This window comes from Streptomyces sp. 2P-4 (genome assembly GCF_030167965.1).
Taxonomy (GTDB): Bacteria; Actinomycetota; Actinomycetes; order Streptomycetales; family Streptomycetaceae; genus Streptomyces; species Streptomyces globosus_A.
In genome coordinates this window covers 98,127-122,279 of the sequence record NZ_CP095011.1, presented here as the reverse complement: position 1 = coordinate 122,279, position 24,153 = coordinate 98,127, and the positions used below count along the sequence as shown (strand labels likewise).

Annotated in this window: 20 protein-coding genes and 1 pseudogene; 6 read left to right on the top strand and 15 right to left on the bottom strand. The window is 74.7% G+C overall.

Features of this window, described 5'->3' with window-relative positions:
- Nucleotides 1-51: 51 nt before the first annotated feature.
- Nucleotides 52-1,404 carry a carotenoid oxygenase family protein gene (locus MUK52_RS00585; protein ID WP_114055796.1) on the top strand — a complete coding sequence of 451 codons (1,353 nt, stop codon included), beginning with the start codon at nt 52-54 and terminating at the stop codon, nt 1,402-1,404.
- A 29-nt stretch (nt 1,405-1,433) separates the two neighbouring features.
- On the opposite strand, the gene MUK52_RS00580 is transcribed toward MUK52_RS00585, so the two are convergent.
- From MUK52_RS00580 to MUK52_RS00530, 11 genes and pseudogenes are all read right to left on the bottom strand, one after another.
- Complete coding sequence (locus MUK52_RS00580; protein ID WP_284574087.1) at nt 1,434-2,555, bottom strand: DUF8094 domain-containing protein; 1,122 nt, start codon at nt 2,553-2,555, stop codon at nt 1,434-1,436.
- A 157-nt stretch (nt 2,556-2,712) separates the two neighbouring features.
- Nucleotides 2,713-3,489, bottom strand: coding sequence for an SDR family NAD(P)-dependent oxidoreductase (locus MUK52_RS00575; RefSeq protein ID WP_114055798.1), 777 nt, complete (start codon nt 3,487-3,489; stop codon nt 2,713-2,715).
- A 97-nt stretch (nt 3,490-3,586) separates the two neighbouring features.
- Nucleotides 3,587-4,777, bottom strand: a complete 1,191-nt coding sequence (locus MUK52_RS00570) for a cytochrome P450 family protein (RefSeq protein WP_284574083.1) — start codon at nt 4,775-4,777, stop codon at nt 3,587-3,589.
- Between the two features lie 162 nt (nt 4,778-4,939).
- Entirely contained in the window at nt 4,940-5,494 is a 555-nt protein-coding gene (locus tag MUK52_RS00565) for a Clp protease N-terminal domain-containing protein (RefSeq protein ID WP_284574082.1), read from the bottom strand.
- Nucleotides 5,494-5,703, bottom strand: coding sequence for a helix-turn-helix domain-containing protein (locus MUK52_RS00560; RefSeq protein WP_030315760.1), 210 nt, complete (start codon nt 5,701-5,703; stop codon nt 5,494-5,496). Before MUK52_RS00560 ends, MUK52_RS00565 begins: the two co-directional genes overlap by 1 nt.
- A 194-nt stretch (nt 5,704-5,897) precedes the next feature.
- A complete protein-coding gene (locus tag MUK52_RS00555) occupies nt 5,898-6,266 on the bottom strand; it encodes a hypothetical protein (RefSeq protein WP_284574076.1) in 369 nt (122 codons plus the stop codon).
- Between the two features lie 58 nt (nt 6,267-6,324).
- Nucleotides 6,325-6,495 (bottom strand): annotated as a pseudogene (locus MUK52_RS00550) (gas vesicle protein K); the annotation flags it as partial.
- Between the two features lie 133 nt (nt 6,496-6,628).
- Entirely contained in the window at nt 6,629-8,044 is a 1,416-nt protein-coding gene (locus tag MUK52_RS00545; protein ID WP_284574074.1) for a GH1 family beta-glucosidase, read from the bottom strand.
- 60 nt (nt 8,045-8,104) lie between these two features.
- Nucleotides 8,105-9,025, bottom strand: a complete 921-nt coding sequence (locus MUK52_RS00540) for a carbohydrate ABC transporter permease (RefSeq protein ID WP_284574073.1) — start codon at nt 9,023-9,025, stop codon at nt 8,105-8,107.
- On the bottom strand, nt 9,022-9,981 hold the full coding sequence (locus tag MUK52_RS00535; RefSeq protein WP_114055803.1) for a carbohydrate ABC transporter permease: 960 nt from the start codon (nt 9,979-9,981) through the stop codon (nt 9,022-9,024). Before MUK52_RS00535 ends, MUK52_RS00540 begins: the two co-directional genes overlap by 4 nt.
- 137 nt (nt 9,982-10,118) lie before the next feature.
- A complete protein-coding gene (locus MUK52_RS00530; RefSeq protein ID WP_114055804.1) occupies nt 10,119-11,420 on the bottom strand; it encodes an ABC transporter substrate-binding protein in 1,302 nt (433 codons plus the stop codon).
- A 275-nt stretch (nt 11,421-11,695) separates the two neighbouring features.
- Between MUK52_RS00530 and MUK52_RS00525 the strand changes: the two genes are divergently transcribed.
- Nucleotides 11,696-14,482 carry a glycosyl hydrolase gene (locus tag MUK52_RS00525; RefSeq protein WP_284574071.1) on the top strand — a complete coding sequence of 929 codons (2,787 nt, stop codon included), beginning with the start codon at nt 11,696-11,698 and terminating at the stop codon, nt 14,480-14,482.
- A 90-nt stretch (nt 14,483-14,572) separates the two neighbouring features.
- On the opposite strand, the gene MUK52_RS00520 is transcribed toward MUK52_RS00525, so the two are convergent.
- Nucleotides 14,573-15,622, bottom strand: coding sequence for a LacI family DNA-binding transcriptional regulator (locus MUK52_RS00520; protein ID WP_114055806.1), 1,050 nt, complete (start codon nt 15,620-15,622; stop codon nt 14,573-14,575).
- Nucleotides 15,623-15,738: 116 nt separating this feature from the next.
- Entirely contained in the window at nt 15,739-16,116 is a 378-nt protein-coding gene (locus MUK52_RS00515; protein WP_284574067.1) for a thiol-disulfide oxidoreductase DCC family protein, read from the bottom strand.
- 185 nt (nt 16,117-16,301) lie between these two features.
- Between MUK52_RS00515 and MUK52_RS00510 the strand changes: the two genes are divergently transcribed.
- A complete protein-coding gene (locus MUK52_RS00510) occupies nt 16,302-16,727 on the top strand; it encodes a hypothetical protein (protein WP_284574065.1) in 426 nt (141 codons plus the stop codon).
- Between the two features lie 22 nt (nt 16,728-16,749).
- On the opposite strand, the gene MUK52_RS00505 is transcribed toward MUK52_RS00510, so the two are convergent.
- Together MUK52_RS00505 and MUK52_RS00500 are read right to left on the bottom strand one after the other, a co-directional pair.
- The gene (locus tag MUK52_RS00505; protein WP_114055809.1) at nt 16,750-17,778 is read right to left on the bottom strand and encodes an SPFH domain-containing protein; all 1,029 of its coding nucleotides are present in this window, start codon (nt 17,776-17,778) and stop codon (nt 16,750-16,752) included.
- A 3-nt stretch (nt 17,779-17,781) separates the two neighbouring features.
- On the bottom strand, nt 17,782-18,213 hold the full coding sequence (locus tag MUK52_RS00500; RefSeq protein ID WP_114055810.1) for an NfeD family protein: 432 nt from the start codon (nt 18,211-18,213) through the stop codon (nt 17,782-17,784).
- Nucleotides 18,214-18,595: 382 nt separating this feature from the next.
- On the opposite strand from MUK52_RS00500, the gene MUK52_RS00495 reads away from it, so the two are divergent.
- The 3 genes from MUK52_RS00495 (at nt 18,596) to MUK52_RS00485 (ending at nt 24,153) form a co-directional block, all read left to right on the top strand.
- Nucleotides 18,596-20,389 carry an N-acetylglutaminylglutamine amidotransferase gene (locus MUK52_RS00495; RefSeq protein ID WP_114055811.1) on the top strand — a complete coding sequence of 598 codons (1,794 nt, stop codon included), beginning with the start codon at nt 18,596-18,598 and terminating at the stop codon, nt 20,387-20,389.
- A 58-nt stretch (nt 20,390-20,447) separates the two neighbouring features.
- The gene (locus tag MUK52_RS00490; RefSeq protein WP_284574060.1) at nt 20,448-22,682 is read left to right on the top strand and encodes a prolyl oligopeptidase family serine peptidase; all 2,235 of its coding nucleotides are present in this window, start codon (nt 20,448-20,450) and stop codon (nt 22,680-22,682) included.
- Between the two features lie 331 nt (nt 22,683-23,013).
- Complete coding sequence (locus MUK52_RS00485; RefSeq protein ID WP_162793212.1) at nt 23,014-24,153, top strand: ATP-binding protein; 1,140 nt, start codon at nt 23,014-23,016, stop codon at nt 24,151-24,153.

Below are 24,153 nucleotides of genomic sequence, written 5' to 3'. Positions count from 1 at the left end.
GCACGACCATCCACCACACCCCGCCCCGCCACCCCGGAAGGACCGCCCGCCATGACCGCCAAGCCGTACCTCACCGGCCACTACGCCCCCGTCGCCGACGAGACCACCGCCACCGGGCTCACCGTCGAAGGCAGCCTGCCGCCCGAGCTGACGGGCCGCCTCATCCGCAACAGCCACAACCCGAAGCCCGGCATCACCCCCACCCACTGGTTCAAGGGCAGCGGAATGGTCCACGGGATCCGCCTCCGCGAGGGCCGCGCCGAGTGGTACCGCAACCGCTGGGTCCACACCCCCGCCCTCGACGGCGCGCCCTACATGACCGAGCACGGACCCGACCTCACCGCCAGCACCGCCGGCACCCACGTCATCGAGCACGGCGGCCGCCTCCTGGCCCTGTGCGAGTCCGCCCTGCCCTTCGAGCTGACGCCCGAGCTGGAGACCGTGGGCGCCTTCGACTGGAACGGCAGGCTCACCTCCGCGATGACCGCGCACCCCAAGGAGGACCCGGCCACCGGCGAACTCCACTTCTTCGCCTCCTCACCCCTCCCGCCGTTCCTGATCCACCACGTCTCCTCACCGGACGGGACGGTGCTGCGCAGCCAGGAGGTGCCGGGCGCGACCGCCGCGCTCAAGCACGACTTCGCCCTCACCGAGCGCCACGTCGTCTTCCTGGAGGGATCGGTCGCCTTCGACCCCTCCGAGCGCTCGGGAATCCCGTACGCCTGGAGCGACGAGCAGCCCGCCCGGATCGGTGTGATGCCGCGGGGCGAGGGCGGGGCCTCGCACATCCGGTGGTTCGACCTGGAACCCGGCTACGCCATGCACCTCGCCAACGCCTACGAGGACGCCTCCGGCCGCATCGTCGTCGAGGGCCCGGCCGTCGGCCGCCGCGGCTGGCAGCGCTCCTGGAACTGGTGGACCGGCGCCCCGGACCGCGGCGCCGAGCCCAACTCGGGCGCCCGCGCGACCCGCTGGACCGCCGACCTGCGCACCGGCCGCGTCACCCAGGAGCACACCGACGACCTGACCGTCGAGTTCCCGACCATCAACGACGCGTACACCGGCCGCGAGCACCGGTACCAGTACGCCCTGTCCTTCCCCGACGACCTCGGCGACGGCACCCACGCCCTGGTGAAGTACGACCGCGCCACCGGCGCCCGCCAGACCAAGCCGTTCGGCACGGGCCGGCTGCCCAGCGAGGCCGTGTTCGTCCCCGCCGGCCCGGGCGGTGACGAGGACGCCGGGTACCTCCTGACCGTCGTCGGCGACCTCAACTCCGACAGCTCCCGCCTCCTGGTCCTCGACGCCTCGGACCTGGACCTGCCGCCGGTCGCCGCGGTCCACCTCCCGCGGCGCGTCCCGGCCATGATCCACGGCTCCTGGATCCCCGACACCGCCCTGTGACACCCGACGGCAGGCCGCCGGCGCCGCCGCTACGCGGCGGTGCCCTCGGCGGAGAGCAGGGCCGGCTTCCGGCAGTTGCAGCCCACCACGTCCGCCTTCCCCTGTGGCGGCACCTCGAAGGTGACCGTCATGCTGTGCCGTATCGTCGCCTTCCGCCAGTACGTGGAGCCCCCGCCGAGGAGCGCGTTGCGGGGGTCGTCCTTCCCGAACCGGACCTTCCACGACGACCCCTGCCAGTGGTCGGTCCGGACGAACGAGCAGGTCACCAGCGACTTGCCGTCCGCCAACCGGAGCACCGGCAGGGCCGGGCCGGTCACCTCCAGCTGGTAGCTGCGCCGCATGCCACCCGACTCCTGCTCCGGATGGTTGTAGTCGCGGACCACGTCGGCGGTGAGCTCGCCGGGCGCGAAGTGCTCGCTCTCCGGGTCGCCGTTCGGGGCTGTGAAGGAAAGGTAGTCCGCGTACCGCCCGCACACCCGGCGGTCCTCCTCCGCGGCCGGCGCCGCCACGGCGGCACCGCCCGCGCCCTGGGTGACCGCGGCGACCTCCTTGTCCCGCACCGCGAAGCCGAACCGCTCGTACCCGCGGTCCTCGAACTCGCCCTCTGCGAGCTGCGGGTCAGGCTTGTCGTGCATCCACGTCATGGCGGCCGCCTTCCACTGGCCGCCCGGCTCCGCCTGCGTGAAGTAGGTCATCATCGCGGCCCGCTCCACCCTCTGGCCGTAATTCCGGGACACGACGGCGAACCACCGGGGGTATCCGGGCCAGTCGCGTTCCGCCGGGATCAGGTACGCGGGACCGGTCTGCGGCGTCGGCGCCGTACCGCGGTCGAACGGCACCCCCGCGCGCGCCCGGTACTCCGCGAGCAGCGGATCCGTCGCGACCGAGGCGATCCCCTCCTGGCCTCCGGGCTTGCGGAACTGCGACTGTTCCCAGGCGAAGGTGTTGAACACCTTCTCGGCCTGCTCCTTGCCGATCACCAGGGCCGGGGCCGGGGGAGACACGGGCGGCGAGGACGCGGGCCCGCCCGCCTTCCCGCCCTCCGCCGACGGAGCGCACCCCGACAGCAGGACGGTGCATGCCGCCACCCCGCCCGCGAAGCCCACCCGCAGCCGCCGCCCACCACCACCGCCGAACACCTGAACGGCCATGATCCGAACTCCCCCGCCCCTTGGGTCACCGGCACCGCGCCGACGATCATGCGGGCAAGGTAACCCGCGGCGGGCGGGCCGCCGCACCGAGCCCCCCGGACTGTCCGGTTCCTGTACCCCGGGGCGCGGGAAACCGGCGCGCGCGGCCCCCCGCCGGTCACGGGGCCGGGCGGGGCGGGCGGGAGCCGAGGCGCTGGAGGACGCGGCCGGCGAAGCGTTGTCCGGCCAGGCGGCCGAGGACCACCAGGGCCTTGTTGGGGGCGCCGGGCACACAGACGGTCCGGCCCCGCTCCAGGTCGCGCAGCGCCGTCCGGACGACGGAGTCCGCGCCGGTCCACATCACGCGGGGGATCGAGGAGGTGTCGCGGCCCGAGCGCTCGTGGAGCGCGGTGGGGACGTAGCCCGGGCAGAGCGCCATGACGCGCACGCCCGGACGGGCGATCCGCGCGTCGGAGAGGCTCCGGCTGAAGGCGTTGATCCAGGCCTTCGACGCCCCGTACGTACTGCGCGGGAAGAACGCCCACAGGGAGGAGACGTTGACGATCCCGCCGCGGCCGCGTGCGTTCATGCCGGGCAGGGCGGCATGGGTGAGCCGCAGCACCGCCTCGCAGTGCACGCGCAGCATGCGCACCTCGTCGGCCGCCGGCACGCGCAGGAAGCCGGCCGGGTGCGCGAACCCGGCGTTGTTCACCAGGAGGTCGAGCGGCTCCGCCGCCGCCCGGTCCGCGACGCGCGCCAAGCCCTCGTCCGCTGCGAGGTCGGCGGCGAGCACGCTGACGCGGACCGCGTGGCTGCGGCGCAGGGCGTCGGCCGTACGGGCCAGCCGGTCCGGGTCGCGGGCGACCAGCGTCAGGTCGTACCCGGCGGCGGCCAACTGCTCGGCGAAGGCCGCGCCGATCCCGGAGGTGGCGCCGGTGACGAGGGCGTGGGGCATGGCCCCATGGTCGCAGCCGGCGGGGCAGGTCCGCCGCACGCCGGTCACCGCTCCCGGCGGGCGGCCTCGGCCCGGCGGCGGCCTGACCGCCGTCCCCTCAGACGGGAAGGGCTGCCTCGGCGGCGTACCGGACGGGCAGTTCGGCCAGTCCGCGGGCGCGCAGCGACGGGCGTCGGCGCGGGGCGCCCGCGGCTTCGAGGACGGGGAAGCGCTCCAGGAGGGCGGCCAGCGCGATCTCGGTCTCCGCGCGGGCCAGGGGAGCGCCGAGGCAGTAGTGGATGCCGTGGCCCAGGGCGAGGTGCCCGGAGGTGTCGCGGCCGGTGTCGAGGATGTCGGGGCGGGAGAAGCGGGCCGGGTCGCGGTTGGCTGCCGAGAGGGACAGCAGGACGGTCTCCCCGGCCGGGACGGTGACCCCGGCGATGGTGACGTCCTCGGTCGGGAAGCGGCGGATGGCGAGCAGCGCGGGCCCCTCGTAGCGGGCGAACTCCTCGACGGCGGCCGGGAGCCGCGCGGGGTCCCGGCGGAGCAGCTCCAGCTGTGCGGGGTGTTCCAGGAGGGCGTGGACGGCGTTGCCGATGAGCTGGACGGTGTTCTCGTAGCCGGCGAAGAGGATGAGGAAGGCGAGGGACATCAGCTCGTCCTCGCCGAGCCGGTCGCCGTCGGAGTCGCGTACGGCGATCAGGTCGGAGAGGAGGTCGTCGGCGGGGCGGCTGCGCTTGTGGCCGATCAGCTCGGTGAGGAAGCCGAGCATCGACACCACCGCCTCCTTCGCGGCGCGGGGCCGGCTCGGGTCGGGGGCGATCAGGGTGTCGGTCCAGGCGCGGAAGTCGAGGCGGCGGTCCTCGGGGATGCCGAGCAGGTCGCAGATGACGATCACGGGCAGCGGCGCGGCGTACGCGGCGACGAAGTCGGCCGTACCGGCGGGGCCGAGGTCGTCGAGGAGCCGGTCCGCGGTCGCGCGGATCGGCGCGCGCAACTGCTCGGTGCGGCGCGGGGTGAAGGCGCGGCTCACGAGCTTGCGGATGCGGGTGTGGTCGGGCGGATCCATGTTGAGGAGGTTGGCGTCGAGGGCCGGCGGAAGGGAAAGCCCGCGGTAGCTGCCCTCGTTGGCGTGGGCCTTGTCCAGTGACAGCCGCGGGTCGGCGAGTGCGGCGCGCACGTCGTCGTACCGGGTGACGAGCCAGGCCGGCATGCCGTCGGTGCCGGTGATCCGGCAGACGGGCGCAGCGTCCCGCAGCTTCTCGTAGGCGGAGTAGGGGTGTTCGAGCAGTTCGGCCTGAAGATCCATGGGGTCAGCCTAGGTTGTGCCGGCGGATCAGCCTGCAGGCCTCCCGCCATGCCGCCTCGGCGTCCCGCGCGTCGTCGAGGCCGGATCGCGGATCCCGCCGCGCCCGTACGCGGGGGACCGCTCCGGACCCTCGGAGGCGGGGCGTGCTGCCGACTCCGGGGGTCAGTGTGCGACGGGCACGGAAAGGGCGGCCTCGACGGACGTGTACGTCACCCCGTGGTCCGCAAGGACTTCCGCGACGACCCCGCCGGCCGTGGTGAGGGCCAGGAGGACGTGTTCGTCGCCGATCTCCCGGTCCTTGCGGGCCAGGGCGATCCGGAGGGACTTCTCCAGCACCGTCTTCGCCTCCCGGGAGAAGGACCTGCGGCCGGACCGCCATCCGGCGCCCCTTCGGCCGCCGGCGAGCGCGCCCCGGCCGTGCGCCTCCTCCACCCGGGCGACGATCGCGCCGACGTCGATGCCGAGGCCCTCCAGGGCCTCCGCGTCCGCCCGGGACAGCCCGGCCCGCCGCCGGGCATCGGCCAGGGCGGTGGCCACCGCGGGCCGGCGATCCGGCGGGCACAGCTCGCGCAGCGCCGCCGCGGCCCGGGTGTCCTCCCGGTCGAGGAGCGCCAGCAGCAGGTGCTCCCCGGTCACGGTGGCGGAGCCGGTCCGCTCGGCGTACTCCACCGAGCCCTTCACCACCGCGCGTGCGTCCTGCGTGAATCGCTCGAACATCACTGCCTCCCGTACTTCTTGTGGACGGCCTGCCGGCTGACACCCAGCTCGGTCGCGATCTCCTGCCACGACCACCCCTGGTTGCGCGCACTGCGCACCTGGACGGCTTCCAGCTGCTCCAGCAGCCGCCGCAGCGCGGACACGGCCCGCAGTCCCACCCGCGGGTCACGGTCGCCTGCACGGGCGGCCAGATCGGTCGCATCGGTCATGCTGTCAATCTACGTTGACATGATGATGCTGTCAATCGTGGTTGACACACGGGGTTGTCCCGCGCCCTGAGCGTGTACAGGCGGCCCCGGTGAGCGGCTCCTCCGCGCCGCAGGCCGAAGGGCAGCGACCGCGGGCATGGGCGGGGGCGGGGGCTTCGGGCCCCCGCCCCCTGCGGTGTGGGTGTGCGGCGGTCTCATAGGCGGCCGCCGGTCAGGCGCGACAGGGGGCCGCGCCGGCGGAGGCCCGCACGGCGGCCCGCCGCGTACGAGACGGCGACGAGCGCAGCCGTCCCGCTCGCCGTACCCGCGGCCGCGGCCTTGCGGGCCCGGACCAGCGCCCACAGCAGGCCGGCCCGGCCGGCGGCGGACCGGAGTGCCCGGGCGGCGGTGGTGGTCTTCTCCGCGATCTGGGAGGGAAGGGCGGTCAGCGTGCCGGAACCGTGCTCCCCGAGTTCGCCGCCGGCCTTCCCCGCGGCGCCGGCCGCCCGCCCACGCGTCGTGCCGCCGTTCGAACCGGCGTTGTCGGAAGGGGACTTGGTGTGGGGCTTCCGAGATGCAGTCATGCTCTGCGTCTGGCCGACCGGCCCTTCCCCAAACGTGGCTCCTCCCGGCCACAGCACCAGGGCCCAGCGGGCCCAGGTCCAGGTTGAGGTCCTCCGCCGTCAGGCCGAAGCGGCGGCGCAGCAGCGCCATCCGGTCCTCCAGCAGCATCAGCGTCAGCCCCAGCCGCTCCTCCTGCTCCTCGCTCAGGTCTCCGGCCTCCACGCGCCTGAGCGTCGCCTGGCGCTCCATTCAGCTGCTGTTTCCTGCCGCGTATGGGCGCCCGACGCACCCTCAAACTCCGGCGCAGGGAACCGGGGACGACGGAAGGGGTGGGCGGAAGACATCCCTCCGCCCACCCCTTCCGGTGCGCCCCGTCAGGCTGTCAGGTGGTCAGGCCGCCCCGGGCGATGACGTCCGCGTACCAGCGGGCGCTGCTCTTCGGCGTCCGCCGCTGGGTGGGGAAGTCGACGTGGACGATGCCGAACCGCTTGCTGTAGCCGTACGCCCACTCGAAGTTGTCCAGGAGGGACCACAGGAAGTAGCCGCGGACGTCGGCGCCCGCCCCGATCGCCCGGTGCACGGCCTCCAGATGGGCGTGCAGGTAGGCCACCCGCTCCGGGTCCTTCACCTCGCCCGACGGGTCGGCGTAGTCCTCGTACGCCGCCCCGTTCTCCGTGATCAGCAGCGGGACGTGCGGGAGTTCGTCCCGCAGCCGCAGCAGCAGCTCGTGCAGCCCGCCGGCGTCGACCGGCCAGTCCATGGCCGTGCGCGGTCCGGTGACGGGCACGAAGCGGACGTGCCGTTCCGCACCGGCCCACGGCGACGGCCCGGCAGCGTCCGCGCCGCCGGGGGTGCGGGCCGCGACCGCGGCGGGGGAGTAGTAGTTGATGCCCAGCGAGTCGATCGGCTCGGCGGCCGCGGCGCAGTCGCCGTCCTTCACGAAGGACCAGTCCGTGACGTCGGCGGTGTCCCGGACGAGGTCCTCCGGGAGGCTCCCCCGGAAGACGGGGTCGAGGAAGATCCGGTTGCCGACGGCGTCGATCCGGCGCACCGCGTCCCGGTCCTGCGGCGTGTCGGTGCGGGGGCGCACCGCGTGCAGGTTGAGCGTCAGCGACACCTCCGCCCCGGCGGGCAGTACGGCGCGCAGCGCCTGGACGCCGAGGCCGTGTGCCAGGTTCAGGTGGTGGGCGGCGCGCAGCGATCCGGCATCGCCGGTGCGGCCCGGGGCGTGCACCCCGCTGCCGTAGCCGAGGAAGGCCGAGCACCAGGGCTCGTTGAGGGTGGTCCAGGTGGCGACGCGGTCGCCGAGCGCCTCCGCGGCGAGTGCCGCGTAGTCCGCGAAGCGGTAGGCGGTCTCCCGCTCGGGCCATCCGCCCGCGTCCTCCAGCTCCTGCGGGAGGTCCCAGTGGTAGAGGGTCGCGACGGGCCGGATGCCCGCCTCGCGCAGCCGGTCGGTGAGGCGCCGGTAGAAGTCGAGCCCCTTGCGGGCGGCGGGCCCCCGCCCGGACGGCTGGACGCGCGGCCAGGCGAGGGAGAAGCGGTAGTCGGTCACGCCGAGGCTCCGCATGAGGGCGATGTCCTCGTCCACGCGGTGGTAGTGGTCGGCGGCGGTGTCGCCGGTGTCGCCGTTGCGCACCTTGCCGGGGGTCCGGCTGAAGGTGTCCCAGATGGACGGGGTGCGGCCGTCCTCGCCCGCGGCGCCCTCGATCTGGTAGGCGGCGGTGGCGGTGCCCCAGCGGAAGGCTTCGGGGAAGCGGAGCGTCGTCCCGGTGCGGGGGCGGGCGTCGAGCGCGGTCATGGCGTTGCGTCTCCCGGAGGTGAGAAGGGGGTGTGCGCGGGGGTGGGCCGGCGCGGCGGCTCAGCCCTTGACGGCGCCCTGCATGATGCCGCCGACGATCTGCCGGCCGAGCAGGCCGAAGACGAGCAGCACGGGCAGGGTGCCGAGCAGGGTGCCGGCCATGACGACGGACTGGTCGTTGACGTAGCCGCCGCCGAGCTGGCGCAGGGCGACCTGCACGGTCGGCTCGGAGGAGGAGAGGGCGACGACGGGCCAGAAGAAGTCGTTCCAGGCGGCCATGAACGTCAGCAGGCCGAGCACGGCCATGCCGGGCCGGGCGACGGGCACGACGACCGACCAGAAGATCCGAGCGGAGGAGGCGCCGTCGACGCGGGCCGCCTCGATCAGCTCGTCCGGCAGGGACTGGGCGAGGTACTGCCGCATGAAGAACACGCCGAACGCGGAGACCAGGCCCGGCAGGATGACGGCCTGCAGCTGGTTCACCCACTGGAGTTCGGCGATCAGCATGAACAGCGGGATGACGCCGAGCTGCGGCGGGACCATCATCGTTCCGACGGTGACGGCGAGCAGCGCGCCGCGGCCCCGGAAGCGCAGCTTGGCGAACGCGAACCCGGCCAGGGTGGAGCACAGGACCGTGCCGACGGTGATCGACCCCGAGACGATGAACGAGTTGACGAGCGCCCGCCCTATGTCGGCCTCCCGTACGACCGCCTCGAAGTTCCGCATCAGATGCGGCCCGGGCAGCAGGGACGGCGGGACGCGGGCCAGGTCGGCGTTGGAGCGGCTGGCGGCGACGACCGTCCAGTACAGCGGGAACGCCGAGACGAGCACGGCGAGCGCCAGGACCGCATGGGTGAGCCTCCCGCCCTGCAGGGTCCGCCCGGCGCGCGAGCGGGTGCGACGGGCTCCGCCGCGGGATCCGCCCCGGGCGGGCCGGCCGGGGGGCCGGTGGCCGACGGGGGGTTCGGCGAGCGCGGTCATCGGCCGGCCTCCTTGCGGGTGCGGCGGCGCGCGATCAGCGCGTTGGCGCCGACGAGCAGCACGATCAGCAGGAACATCACCCAGGCGACGGCGGCCGCCCGCCCCAGGTGGAAGAAGCCCCAGCCCTGCTCGTACATGTACAGGCCGAGGGTCTGGTACTGGTGGGAGATCCCGCCGGAGAGGGAGCCCTCGAACAGCAGCGGCTCCCCGAAGAGCTGCGTCGCCCCGATCGTGGAGACGACGGCCGTGAAGACGATGGTCGGCCGCAGCCCGGGAAGGGTGACGTGGAGGAACTGCCGCCAGCGGGAGGCGCCGTCCATCTCCGCGGCCTCGTACAGCTCGTGCGGGATGGACTGCATGCCCGCCAGGTAGATCAGGGCGTTGTAGCCCGTCCAGCGCCAGATGACGATGGTGGAGACGGCGGCCTGCGAGGCGAAGGTGCCGGTCTGCCAGTCCACCGGGTCGATGCCGGCGAGCCCGAGCACGTAGTTGACCAGCCCGAAGTCTCGGCCGTACAGCTGGGAGAAGACGAGCGTGGCGGCGGCCACCGACGTCGCGTACGGCAGCAGCATCGCCGTGCGGAAGAAGGTGCGCCCGCGCAGCCGGTGGTTCAGCAGGTGCGCGAGGCCGAGCGCCATCGCCAGCTGCGGGACGGTCGACAGGACGCCGATGGTGAAGGTGTTCCGCAGCGAGATCCAGAAGAACTCGTCGCCGAACAGCGCGGTGTAGTTGCCGAGGCCGCGCCACTGCATGTCGCCGGGTGTCTGGAGCTCCACCCGGTACAGGGACACGTACGCGGTGTAGAGCAGCGGGAAGAGCCCGAACGCGGCGAACAGGGTGAAGAAGGGGGCGATATAGGCGTACGGGGAGGCCTTGCGCCAGGCGCGCCGGGCGCCGGGGGCGCGGCCGGGCGGCGCCGGCGGGGGCGCCGTCCGGGCGGGTGCGGTCAGGGTCACGGTGCGGCCCTTCGGGGAAGTCGGGGCGGATGGAGCAAATGGAGTGGGTGGGGCGGCCCGGGGCGGGCGGCGCGGAGGCGGCGCGGGGGGCGGCGCCGGCCCGCGGCCCCGCCTCCGGGCGGCCGGTCGCGCGGGTCTCAGCCGATGGTGTTCCGGACGCCCTTCCTGGCGTTCCCCCACGCCTGCTCGGGCGCCGTGCCCTTGCGCTCGACCTCGCCGAGGGCATTGGTGATCTGCTGGGCGATGTTCTGGTCGTGGACGCCGAGCACCTGCACCGGGGCCGCCTTCGCCGCCTCGCCGAAGATCCGCCCGATCGGCGCGCCGGAGAAGTACGGGTCGGTCGCGTCGGCGATCTGCGCGATGGCGCCGGTGGCCGACGGGAAGTTGCCCTGCTTGCGGAAGAGCTTGGCCTGCTGCTCGGGTGCGGTGAGCCAGGCGATCAGCTCGTACGCCTCCTTCTTGTGCTTGGCGGCGCGCGGCACGGCGAGGTACGAGCCGCCCCAGTTGCCGGCCCCGCCGGGCAGCTTCGCGATGTCCCACTTGCCCTTGCCGGCCTCGCCGGCCTGGCCCTTGATGTAGCCGAGCATCCAGGCCGGGCAGGGGAGTGTGGCGAAGGAGCCGGCCGCGAACGCCTGGTTCCACTGCGGCGACCACTGGTCCAGCTTGGCGCTCAGCCCGCTCTGCGCCGCCGACACCGACGTGTCCCACGCCGTCTTCAGCGCCGGGTTCGTCTCCCAGACCAGCGTGCCGGAGGCATCGTAATAGCGCTCCTTCTGCTGGCCGATCATGACGGAGTAGAGGCTGCCGACGCTGTCGATCCAGGCGCTCTTCGCGGGGGCCTTCGCCTGGTACTGCCGGCCCAGCTCCAGGTACCCCTCCCAGGTGGACCACCGCTGCGCGAGCTCCTCGCGGTCGGTGGGCAGCCCGGCCTGCGCCAGGAGGTCGGTGCGGTAGCACATGGCCTCCGGGCCGACGTCGGTGCCGAGGCCGACGATCCGGCCGTCCTTCCCGGTGGCAGCCGCCCACTTCGCCTCGGGGAAGCCGGACCTGAGGCTCTCGGCGCCGTAGGCGCGGAGGTCCTCGAACCGGTCGCCCTGCTGCTGGACGGCGGAGGCGATCCGGCCGACCTCGATGGCCTGGACGTCGGCGAGGCCGCCCCCGCCGGCCAGGCGGGTCTGCAGCGACTTCCAGTAGTCGGCCTCGTCCTCGGTGTCGGTCTGCTTGACGGTCACGCCCGGGTGCAGCTTCTCGTACTCGGCGTAGAGCCCGGCCTCCTCGTAGCCGAAGGAGCCGAAGAGGTCCACGGTGACGGTGACCTTGCCGTCCGCGCCGCCGGCGGCGCCCTCCGGTGCACCGCCGCAGGCGGCAAGCAGCACCGCGGCGAGGGCGGCAGCCCCCAGGCGGACGGCGGTTCTTCCGGCGGCTCGGGCGTGGGACATGGGGGCCTCCTGGGCTCCGGGATCGGGGGAGAACTCTTCTGAGAGCGCTCTCATCAAGCGAGGGGAGCGTGCCCACGGCGCGCGCCATCCGTCAAGACTCGAAGCCGCGACAGACCGGAATGGGCATCAACTTCCCGTCCTGCATTCTCTCTTGACACCCCTCTTTCGGGAGTTCTACGTTTCCGGCCAGCTGAGAGCGCTCTCTCCTGTGTTTCCCGGACGCGACCCCGACACCGCCTGCGCACGTCCCCCGCCACGACACGAGGTGTTCCCGCATGCCCGTCCTCCTCCCGCGCCGAGCCGCCCCGCCCCTCCTCGCCGCCGCCCTCGCGGCCGCCGGACTCGGCATCGGCCTCGGACCGGCCGCGGCCCCCGCCGCGGCCGCCACCGTCCCGGTGGGCGCCGGAAGCTACTCCGACACCCGCCCCGCCGGCACCTCCGGCCCCACCAACAACACCGGCACGCCCGTCGCCCCCAAGGTGACCCCGGCGGCCCAGGGCAGACCCGTCCCCACGAACGACTGGTGGTCCTCCCTCGCCTTCCAGCGCTACGGCGACAACCCGTACTCCACCCCCATGTACGGCCACCCCCTCACCTACCAGGCGGCCGCCGGCGGACTGGACGTCGGCTACCCCACGACCCCCGCCGTCGTCGGGGACGGCCGCCAGTACGAGTTCGCCCACAGGCGCGACCTGACCATCGGCCTCGCCGGCCTGAACTCGCCCGACACGAAGGCCGACGCCTGGTCCGACTGGACGGTCACCCCCTACTGGTCCGACGGCGCCCGCACCCTGCGCACCACCATCGGCCACGGCAGCCCGTTCGTGTACGCCCAGGGCTCCGGCGGCGACGCCCGGATCACCACCGCGTCCGCCCCGGCCGTCTTCGCCGACCAGGGCAACGTCCTCGGCATCACCGTCGCCGGGCACCACTACGCCCTCTTCGCGCCGACCGGCACCGACTGGACCGTATCCGGGACCGCGATCAGCGCCGCCCTCGGCGGCCGGAACTACTTCTCCGTCGCCGTCCTGCCCTCACCGGACGCGCTCGCGACCTACCGCACGTACGCCTTCAGCTTCGTCACCGGCTCCCGCGTCGACTGGAGCACCTCCGGCGGCACCGTCCGCGCCACCTACACGCTCTCCACCGAGGCCAAGGAGGGCACCGAGCGCGGCACCCTCCAGGCCCTCTACCGGCACCAGTGGCTGCACACCAGCGACCCGCTCACCCCGTACACGTACGTCTCGCCGCGCGGCACGATGAAGGTCCGCGAGGGCGCCTCGTTCACCACCGCCCAGAAGGCGGCCCCCGTGCTGCCGGCCCTGCCGCGCACGGGCGCGGCCGACACCCCCGCGCTCCGCGCCCGGCTGAAGGAGGCCGCGAACGCGCCCGACCCGTTCTCCGGTGCGGTGGACACCTACTGGACCGGCAAGGCGCTCGGCAAGCTGGCCCAACTCGTGCCGATCGCCGACCAGATCGGCGAGACCGCCGTCCGCGACCGGCTCCTCGGCCTGCTCAAGGGGCGCCTGCAGGAGTGGTTCACCGCCGGCGGCGCCGGTGAGTTCTCCTACGACCGCACATGGCGCACCCTGACCGGCTACCCCGCCTCCTACGGCAGCGACACCGAGCTCAACGACCACCACTTCCACTACGGCTACTACGTGTACGCGGCCGCGATCACCGCCCAGTACGACCCCGGCTGGGCCGCCGACTCCGCCTGGGGCGGCATGGTCAAGACCCTGATCCGCGACACCGCGAACCCCTCCCGCACCGACACCGCCTTCCCGTTCCTGCGTGGCTTCGACGTGTACGCCGGCCACAGCTGGGCCTCCGGCCACCAGGGCTTCGCCGCCGGCAACAACCAGGAGTCCTCCTCCGAGTCCACCAACCTCAGCGCCGCCCTCGTACTGTGGGGCTCGGCCACCGGCGACACCGGCCTGCGCGACCTCGGCTCCTACCTGCTGGCCACCGAGGGCGAGGCGATCGCCCAGTACTGGTTCGACGCCGACGGCCAGGTCTTCCCGGCCTCCTTCGGCCACGACACCGCCGGCATGGTGTGGGGCAGCGGCGCCGCGTACGCCACCTGGTGGACCGCCAACCCGGAGGAGATCCACGGCATCAACGTGCTCCCGGTGACCGGCGGCTCCCTCCACCTCGGCGGACACCGGCAGGCGATCCGCCGCAACATCGCCGAGATGGAGCGGGAGAACGGCGGACCCGCCGTCGAATGGCGCGACATCCTCTGGGAGTTCCAGTCGCTCGCCGACCCGGCCGCCGCGAAGGCCAAGTGGGACGCCGGCAACGCCGGCTACACCCCGGAGGCGGGCGAGTCCAAGGCGCACACCCAGCACTGGATCACCAGCCTGGACGCACTCGGCGCCCCCGACCCGTCCGTGACCGGATCCATCCCCACCTCGGCGGTCTTCAACCGGAACGGCACCCTCACCTACGCGGCCCACAACCACGGGGCGACCGCCCGCACCGTCACCTTCTCCGACGGCAGGACCCTCACCGTGCCGGCCCGCTCCACCGCCTCCGGCACGGGCACGGGCCCCGGCCCCGGCCCCGGCCCGGAGCCCTCGACCGGGAACACGTTCCGGCTCCGCTCCGGCGGCGTCCTCACCACCGCCGGCGGCGGCACCGCGGGCAGCGACACCGTCCCGTCGGCCGGCGGCGCCAACCACGACGGCACACCGTACCGGCCGCTCGTCTACGAGGCCAAGGGCGTGAACGGCACGCTCAGGGCGGGCGCGGCCACCGCGTTCCGGCTCCCCGTGGACGCCGGCACCGCCGTCGGCCTCGGCCAGCAGGCCCGGATCTCGTACGACCTCACCGGCGACGGCACCTTCGACCGGACGGAGACCTACCACTACTTCGCCACCGACCCGGTCGCCGGCTGGGAGGAGTACCGGCAGGCCCGCGGCCTGAAGTCGGCCACCGGCACGCTCGGCGACCTGCGCGGCGGAACGGTACGCCTGGAGGTGTGGAGCGCCATCGGCAACGCCGACTCCCGGCTGCAGACGGGCACCGACACGGCCGTGGTCGTCATCCCGTACGACTGACCCACCCGCGGCCACGGCACAGGCGGCGGGTGCGGGGCCTCCCGCACCCGCCGCCGTCATGCCGCCCCCCACCCCGCCGTCACCGCCCCGTCAGGCCGATTCCCGCCGCACCAGCCCGGTCGGCGTGATGACGGAGGCCGGGGCCGCGTCCACCGCACCGTCCAGCATCCGCATCAGCAGCCGGACCATCAGCCGTCCCATCCCCTCGATGTCCTGACGCACCGTGGTCAGGGCCGGCTCCGTGGCCCGCACCACCGCGTCCATGTCGTCGAACCCCACCACCGCCACGTCCTCCGGCACCCGGATCCCCCGCTCGCGCAGGGCCCCCAGCGCCCCTGCCGCCATCAGGTCGTTCGCGGCGAACACGGCGTCCACGTCCGGCCGCCGCTCCAGCAGCCCGGCCATCGCGCGGGCCCCGCTCTCCCGGGTGAAGTCGCCCTGGCACACCAGCGCGGGATCGGCGTCGACCAGCACGTCCCGGTAGCCGGCGAGTCTGTCGAGCGCGGACGTCTGCGTGCCCGGCCCGGCGATGTGGCCGATGTTCCGCCGCCCGAGCGACACCAGGTACCGGACGGCTTCCCGCGCCCCGCCCCGGTTGTCGCAGTCGACGAACGGCACGGCCGGCTCAGCCCCCGACACCGGACGTCCCCCGAACACGACGGGGACCCTGCTCCGGGCGATCAGCGCGGGCAGCCGGTCGGCGGTGTGCAGCGAGAACGCCAGCGCCCCGTCCACGTGCCCGCCGTCCAGGTAGCGCGAGATGCGCTCGTGGTCGCCGTGTCCCTCCACCCACAGCAGCACGAGCTGGGTGTCGTGGGCGGTCAGCTCCCGGCTGATCCCGCGCACCTGCTTCTCGAAGAACGGGTCGGAGAATATCCGGAACTCGGGCTCCGCGATGATGACGGCGACCGCTCCGTGGCGCCGGGTGACCAGCGAGCGCGCCGCGTGGTTGGGGACGTATCCCAGTTCCCGGACCGCCTCGCGGACCTTCTCCGCCAGGGGGAGCCGCACTCCCGCACCGCCGTTGACGACCCGTGAGGCCGTGGCCCGTGAGACGCCGGCCCGCGCGGCGACGGCTTCCAGCGTGGGGCGGGACGACCCCGTGGTCTGCTCCGGCACGGCAGGCTCTCCTGACTCCATCCGCGGCCGACGCCGCGCCGCTGTCCGACGCGGAACAGGATAAACGCCGGACGCCCGCTCTGAGAGCGCTCCCAAACACATTGCGCCAGTACGGCTTCCCGCACCGGGGGAGCCCCTTACCGATCGCGGGGGAGCGCGCAGGCCGCCGTCCCTCCCGGCAGCCGGTACCGGTTGGCCGCGACGACCCGGTACACCGCGTCCGCGGCCCGCCGCACCCCGGGCAGCCCGAGCACGCCGCCGAGCACCGGCCAGGCGCCGCCCGCGCTCAGCAGCGCCTTCGCGACGGCCCGGGCCCCGCCGTGCACCGCACCCGACGGGGTCACCCACAGCACCTCGTACGCGGCGCGGTCCCGGCTCACGCCGAGCGCGCCGAGGTCGGCGGACTGCCAGGGGACGACGTCGCAGCGGGGCCGCACGCGCCGCTCGGCGAACCGCGCCGAGGTCGTGCAGAAGCCGCAGTCACCGTCGTAGACGAGCACAGGCCGGGTACGCATGCCCCCATCATGCGGCGTCCGCCCCGTCCCGCGCGGGGGCCGTCGATCCGGCAGGCCGCCCGGCAGGCGGCGCGGCCCCGCCCGGGTGCGGGAACGGTCCTGCGCGGGCCTGCGTCCTCCCCTCCGACAGGGCCGGCCGGACCGGCTCCGTGGGCCGGCGCCGCGGCGCCGGGGGAGGAGGGGCCGTGCGGGCAGGGCAAGGGGCGGGCGGATGGGCGGTGGCCCTCGCGGTGGGGCTTCCCCTGGCCGCCGCCGGGACCGTCGTGGCCGTCGTCCTCGGCGGCGGCGGCTCCGCCGCCCCGAGCCCGCTGCACCAGGCGGTGGACTCCTACCTGGAGCCGGTCGGGCGGGGAGCCCGCGCGCCCGCTCCCGGGCCGGACACCCGCTGCCCCGCCGGGGGCGACCCCGAGGGCTCCCTCCGCGCCCTCGCGGCGGAGTTCGGGCACCGCATCGTCTCCTCCACCCGCAGCGGCGACGGCGCCGTCGTCAACGTCGACCTCGCCCCGCCCGCCGGGGACCGGATCGAGGCGGCCCTGGAGCTGCGCCGCAGCGGCGACCGCTGGGACGTCTGCTCGGCGTCCCGGGGCCATGTGGAGATCGACCCGTTCTGACTCCCGCCGCGCCCGGCGCCGGCTACGGCAGCCGTCCCGTGGAGGCGTCCGCCTCGGCCGCGTCCGCCAGGGCCTCCGCGGCGGCCTCCGCGGCCCGGGCGGCGTCGCTCGCGGCCCGCGTCGCGGTCTCGTCGGTGCCGTCCGCCGCCCGCTCCCGGGTCGCCGGCGACGGCGGGAGGACCTCCCCGAAGGCCCGGGAGACCGCCCCCAGCGCGGAGGTCACCTCGCCGGGGATCACCCAGAAGGTGCTGCCCTGCCCCTGCGCGAGCTGCGGCAGCACCTGGAGGTACTGGTAGGCGAGGAGCTTGGGGTCCGGGTCGTTGCGGTGCACCGCCTGGAAGACCTCGTCGATCGCCCGGGACTGGCCCTCGGCCTTGAGGATCTCCGCCGTGCGGGCGCCCTCGGCGCGCAGCACCGCGGACTGCTTGTCGCCCTCCGCCGTCAGGATCTGCGCCTGCCGCTGGCCCTCGGCCGCCAGGATCGCCGCCCGCTTGTCCCGTTCCGCCCGCATCTGCTTCTGCATCGCGTCCTTGATCGACTGCGGCGGGTCGATGGCCTTGATCTCCACGCGGTTGACGCGCAGTCCCCACTTGCCCGTCGCCTCGTCCAGCACACCGCGGAGCTGGCTGTTGATCGTGTCGCGCGAGGTCAAAGTCTTCTCCAGGTCCATGGAGCCGACGACGTTGCGCAGCGTGGTGACGGTGAGCTGCTCGACCGCCTGGAGGAAGTTCGCGATCTCGTACGAGGCCGCCCGCGGGTCCGTCACCTGGAAGTACAGCACGCTGTCGATCTCGACGACCAGGTTGTCCTCCGTGATCACCGGCTGCGGCCGGAAGGAGACGACCTGCTCGCGCAGGTCGATCACCGGGTACACGCGGTCGACGTAGGGGATGACGACGTTCAGGCCGGGCTTCAGCGTCCGGTGGTAGCGGCCGAGCCGCTCCACGTTGCGGGCGCGCGCCTGGGGCACGATCCGGACGGCCCGCACCACGGTGAACACGGCGAGGACGGCGACGACCAGGGCGATGATCAGGGACCCCGATGCATCCATGGCTCACTCCCGGGGGTAGACGAGGGCGGTGCTGCCGCTGATCTCGATGACGTCGACGGCCGTGCCGGGAGGGATGACCAGCGTCTCGTCGTAGGCGCGGGCGGTCCACTCCTCGCCGCCGATCCGCACCCGGCCGTCCCGCCCGGACACCTCGCTGACGACGTACGCGACCCTGCCGATCAGCGCGTCGACGCCGAACCGCGCCTCCTGCGCGGGCTGGAGGCGGCGCAGCACGGTCGGGCGTACGAACAGCAGGCTGAGTGCGGCGACGGCGGTGAACAGCAGGAACTGCCAGGGCACCGGCAGGCCGAGCGCGGCGGCGCCCCCGGTCACGGCGGCGGCCGCGGCCAGCAGCCCGAGCGCCGCGGTGAGGGAGAACACCTCCGCGACGGCCAGCCCTGCCGCGGCGATCAGCCAGAGCAGCCACGGTTCCATGCGAGCCCTCCCTCCCACACATACAGGCGAGCGATATGCCGGAATTATTAGCGTATCTACCCATGGGAGGGGCGGGGGAACCCGCTGTTCACACCGCATTCCCTGCCGCCGGCCGCGTTCCGCTCGGCCGCCGCCCGCCACGCGCGCACGGACACCGCGGGGCATATTGGAGGAAGCGCCCAAAGATCGGCCCGGGGAACCGCCTCGAATGGAAACCGCCTGGTGGGGCAGGCGGCCTGTACGTCGATCGCCCGTCCCGCCGGTGTTTCGCCCGGACGGGCAGCACGAGGGAGTGAACTCACATGGTGCAGGTGTTCCGGACCCCCGGAGCAGGAGCAGCCACGGGCCGGCCCGCCGGCGTGCCCACCCAGGGGGGTGCGGCATGTGCGGTCTGAGCGGCGAGGTGCGCTTCGACGGCAGGCGCCCGGACCTGGCGGCGGTCGAGCGCATGACCGACGAGATGTCCGACCGCGGTCCGGACGGCAGAGGTGCCTGGTCGCAGGGCGCCGTCGCCCTCGGCCACCGGCGGTTGAAGATCATCGACCTGTCCGAAAGCGGCGCCCAGCCGATGACGGACCCCCACCTCGGCATCACCGCCGCCTTCAACGGCTGCATCTACAACCACCGCGAACTGCGCCGGCGCCTGGAGGGGCTGGGCCACCGCTTCTTCTCCGACTCCGACACCGAGGTCCTCGCCAAGGCGTACGGGCAGTGGGGCCCCGCCTGCGCGGAGCACCTGCTCGGCATGTTCGCCTTCGCGGTGGTCGAGCACCACACCGGGCGCGTGGTGCTGGGCCGCGACCGGCTCGGCATCAAGCCCCTCTACCTCACCGAGGACGCCGACCGGCTCCGCTTCGCCTCCACCCTGCCCGCCCTGCTGGCCGGCGGCGGCGTCGACACCGGCATCGACGCGGTCGCCCTGCACCAGTACCTGAGCTGGCACGGCACCGTTCCCGCCCCCCGCACCGTCCTGCGGGGCGTGCGCAAGCTGCCGCAGGCCACGGTCCGGGTGATCGAGCCCGACGGCACCTCCACCGACCACTGCTACTGGCAGCCGTCGTACACCCGCGGCGCCGGGCCCGGCGCCGGGCTCGGCGACGACCCCGAGGCCTGGCGGGAGGCCGTCCACGAAGCGCTCGGCCGGGCCGTGCGCCGGCGCATGGTCGCCGACGTCCCCGTGGGTGTCCTGCTGTCCGGCGGGCTCGACTCCAGCCTGATCGTCGCCCTGCTGGAGGAGCACGGCCAGAGCGGCACCGCCACCTTCGCCATGGGCTTCGAGTCCGAGAGCGGACAGGAAGGCGACGAGTTCCACTACTCCGACCTGGTCGCCCGCCGGTTCGGCACCGACCACCACCAGTTCATGATCCCCTCCGACCGGCTCCCCGCCGCGCTGGAAGGGGCGATCGCCGCCATGGACGAGCCCATGGTCAGCCACGACTCCGTCGCCTTCCACCTGCTCGCCGAGCAGGTGGCCAAGGACGTCAAGGTCGTGCTCTGCGGCCAGGGCGCCGACGAGGTCTTCGCCGGCTACCACTGGTACCCCGGCATCGCCGGGGCCGCCCGCCCCGACGCCGCCGACGCGTACGCAGACGCCTACTTCGACCGCACCCACCACGGCGTCAACGACCTGCTCCACCCCGACCTGGCCGCCGACCGCGACACCCCGCGCGAGTTCGTCGCGGCCCACATGGCCGCGCCCGGCGCGCAGACCGCGCTCGACGCCACCCTGCGCCTCGACGTCCACGCCCTGATGGCCGACGACCCCGTCAAGCGCGTCGACAACATGACCATGGCCTGGGGCCTGGAGGCGCGCGTTCCGTTCCTCGACCACGAACTGGTCGAACTGGCCGCCGCCTGCCCTCCCCGGCTGAAACTCGGCCAGGGCGGCAAGGGCATCCTCAAGGACGTCGGCCGCCGCGTCCTGCCCCGCGAGGTCGTCGACCGGCCCAAGGGCTACTTCCCGGTGCCCGCCGTCCGGCACATGGCCGAACCGGTCCTCACCCGCGTACGCGACGCGCTGACCGCACCCGAGGCCCGCCGGCGCGGTATCTTCGACCAGGGCCGCGTGGCCGACATGCTCGCCAACCCCGCACGCCACCGCACGAAACGCGGAGCCAGCACCCTGTGGCAGGTGGCTTCGCTGGAGATCTGGCTCCAGACCCACGGCATCGCCTGACCACCGACACCCGACACCGAGCGGTGACAGTCCCCCGGAAGCCCTCGAAGAGGCCCGCATGCCCCTTGACCGCTCCCCGCAGCGACACCGTCCCCGCACCGCCGGCGCCCCCGCTCCCGCCCCGGACCCGGCAGCGGACCCCGCGCCCGCACGGGACCACGCCCCGGCCCCCGCTCCGGCGCCCGCCGGAGCCGCCCCGGCCGTGCTCCACCTGGCGGACACCGGCGCCGCGGACCCGCCGGCGGTGCTCACCGTCCACGGCTGCTGGTACCCGTCGGCCGACCCCACCGGCGACCGCGTGGCGTTCATCTGCGACCGCGCCGGCGTCCCGCAGCTGTGGAGCGGCCCCGCGAACGGCTCGGAGGCCCATGTCCTCGACGCCGACCCCGACCCCGTCACCGAGGTGTCGTGGTCGCCCGACGGCCGGTGGATCGCGTACACCTCGGCGCCCGGCGGCGGCGAGCACACCCGCGTCCTGGTGGTCCGCCCGGACGGCACCGGCCGGCACGTCCTCGCGGGCGCCGAGCCGGGCGCCTCCGCCCACATCGGCAGCTGGAGCCGCGACGGCTCCGTCCTCGGCGTCACCGTCGCCCAGCCCGCCGGCCCCGGCGCGCACAGCAGCCCGGGCCACATGCCGCAGGACACCGACCCGGGCTTCGCCGACGGCGCCCTCCCCGACGGCGCGTATGCGGCTGCCCGCACCGGACGCGTCGGCCAGGCGACGCTCCTCCTCCCGCCCGGCCACCCGGCGGCCGCCCCCGCCGCGCACATGAACGGCACCCCCGTCCGCCCGCCCGAAGCCGCCCCCCCGGCCGCCGACGGCGCCCTGTCCGCGTACCTCATCGACCCGGACGGCACACACGCCCCCGCCCTCCTCCACACCGAGCCCGGCGCCGCCTCCCTCCGCGTGTGCGACATCGCCGCCGACAACCGCTTCGTACTGCTGCGCCGCGGACCGCGCGGCCGCCGCGAGGCCCTCCTGCTGGACCGGGCCACCGGCCGCATCCCCTTCCGCCTGCACGTCGCGGACGGCGACCCGTGGATCGGGCGGCTCTCGCCCGACTCGTCCACCCTCTGGCTGCGCAGCGACGCCGACCGCGAGTTCGCCGCCCTCCTGCGGGTCCGGCTCGCCGAGGACGGGACCGCCGAGGAGGTGTCCGCGGCCGCGGAGCGGGACGGATCCCAGCTCGACCTGCTCAGCCTGCCCGACCACGGCCGCTGGGCCCTCCTCGCCTGGAACGACCACGGCGCGAGCGACCTGGAGAGCGTCGGCCTCGACGGCGCGGGGGACGCCGTCGGCCCGCACCACCGCTCCGAACTCCCGCACGAGGTCGTCACCCGCATCGCGCCCGTCGCCCGCGGAGGCCTCTTCGCCGCCCTGTCCGGCTCCCGCCGACGGCCCGGCATCTGGCAGGCCGACGGGCCCTTCGGCCCCGTACGCACCGGCTGGACCGCTCCCGACGAGGAAGCGGCCCCGCCCGGCCGGCCCCCCGTCCGCCCCGTGCCGCTGCGCTGCCGCGCACGGGACGGCCTCGTGCTCGGCGGCTGGTACTACCGCGCCCCCGACCGAGACCCCGGCCGGCCCGGCCCCTGCGTCGTCCACCTCCACGGCGGCCCCGAGGAGCAGGAGCGCCCCGTCTTCAACCCGCTCTACCACGAGATCCTCGGCCGCGGCATCGACGTGTTCGCCCCCGACGTACGCGGCTCCTCCGGCTGGGGGCGCTCCTTCGTCGACGCCGACCTCGGCACCGGCCGCTTCGCCGCCATCGAGGACGTCGCCGACTGCGCCGCGCACCTCGTCGCCGAAGGCCACGCCGACCCGCTCCGCCTGGCGGTGATGGGCCGCTCGTACGGCGGCTACCTCACCATGGCCTCCCTGGTGTGGCACCCGGAGCTCTTCCGCACGGGCGTCGCCGTCTGCGGCATGTCGGACCTCACCACCTTCTTCGCCGGCACCGAGCCGTGGATCGCCCGCTCCGCGGCCGCCAAGTACGGCCACCCCGAGCACGACCGGGAACTGCTGCGCGCCCTCTCCCCGATGAGCCGGATCGACCGGCTGCGGGCGCCCGTCCTCGCCGTCCACGGCGAACACGACACCAACGTGCCCCCGACCGAGTCCGAGCAGTTCGTCCGGGCCGCCCGCGCCCAGGGAGTCCCGGCCGAGCTGCTGACGCTGCGCAACGAGGGCCACGACTTCCTGCGGGCGGACACCCGCCGCCTCTACCGGCGGGCCGCCGCGGACTGGCTGGAGCAGTACCTCGTACCCGACCGCACGGGCCGCCGGGCCACCTGAGCGGTTTCGCTCCCCGTGCCGGGTGCCCGCACGGCTCCGCCCCGGGGCCTCTTCGACGGGGCAGCGGGCGGGCGGGACGATCCGGCAGCGGGGGCGCCGGCGACTGCCCCCGGGCCACCGCCGCGTTTCCCGGCGCCGCGGCCGCCCGGGCCGCGGCGGTCGCCGCCCTTGGCCCTCGTGCGGGACCTCGTCCCGTGACGGCCCGCGGCCCGCGGCCGGCACACGTCGGCCGAGGACCGCCTTGACGGCCCACCTGCGGCGGGATCCACTGAAGGCCGCGGCACCCGCCCGTGCGGCGGACGCCGGGGGACCGGTCCACAGGGGGGACGGAGTGGGGCTTCAGCGTGCGCGGCGCGTCGCCGTGCAGGTCACCGGACTCTTCCGGCTGGCACACCTCCTGTACGCGGCCGGTGTGGTGGCGGCCGATCCCGTCGACGCCCGGGCCGCCGCCCTCCTGGCCGCCGTATGCGCCGTCACGCTGGCCGTGTATGCGGCGGGACTGCGGCACGGCCGGATCCCCGACCGCCTGATCTGGACGGACGCCGGCGTGAACGGATGCCTGCTCCCGCTCGCGGCCGCCGTCGCCGTCGGGGAGGGGCCCGCCGTGGAGGCGCACGGCTGGCTGGCGGTCCAGGCGCTCTCCGCCTCGACCGCAGCCGTCGTGTCGCTCCGCTGGCGCGGCACCGTCCTGTGCCTCGTCCTGCTGACGGCGACCTCGCTCGCCGTGCACCAGGTGGTGCGCCGGCCCGACACGGCCGGACTGCTGGAGCACCTCAGCGCCCTCGCGATGAGCAGCGGCCTGATGGCCGCCGGCTGGTGGTACGTCAGACGCCAGGGCATCCTCCTGGACGACGCGCAGCGGCGGGCGCTGGCCGCCGAGGCAGCCCGCGCCCGCCAGGCCGAGCGGACCGCCCACCACGCCGCGCTCCACGACACCGTCCTCGCCACCCTCACCACCATCGCCTCCGGCGGCGTCGATGCCAACGCGCAGGCCGTACGCGACCGCTGCGCCCGGGAAGCGGCCTACCTGCGGCGGCTCGTCCAGCTCACCGACGACCCCGGCCCCGACCGTCCGCCTTCCGCAGGAGGCACGCCCGGCACCGCAGCCCTGGAGGAGGCCGTCCGCTCCGCCGAGGCCCTGGGGCTGGTGGTGAAGGCGCAGTACCACGCCGTGCCGGAGCTCCCCGAGGCCGTCGCCGAGGCCGTCGCCGCGGCTGCCTCCGAGGCGTTGAACAACGTGCGCAGGCACGCCGGAACCGGCCTGGCCTACCTCACCGCGGTCGGCGTCGCCGAAGGCCTGGAGGTCACCGTCGCCGACCGCGGCACCGGCTTCGACGCCGCGGACACCCCCGGCGCCGGTACGGGCCTGCGCCGCTCCGTGCACGCCCGGATGGCCGCGGCCGGCGGGGCCGCCCGGGTGGACAGCCGGCCCGGCGAGGGCACCGTCGTCGAACTCCGCTGGCCGGCCTGA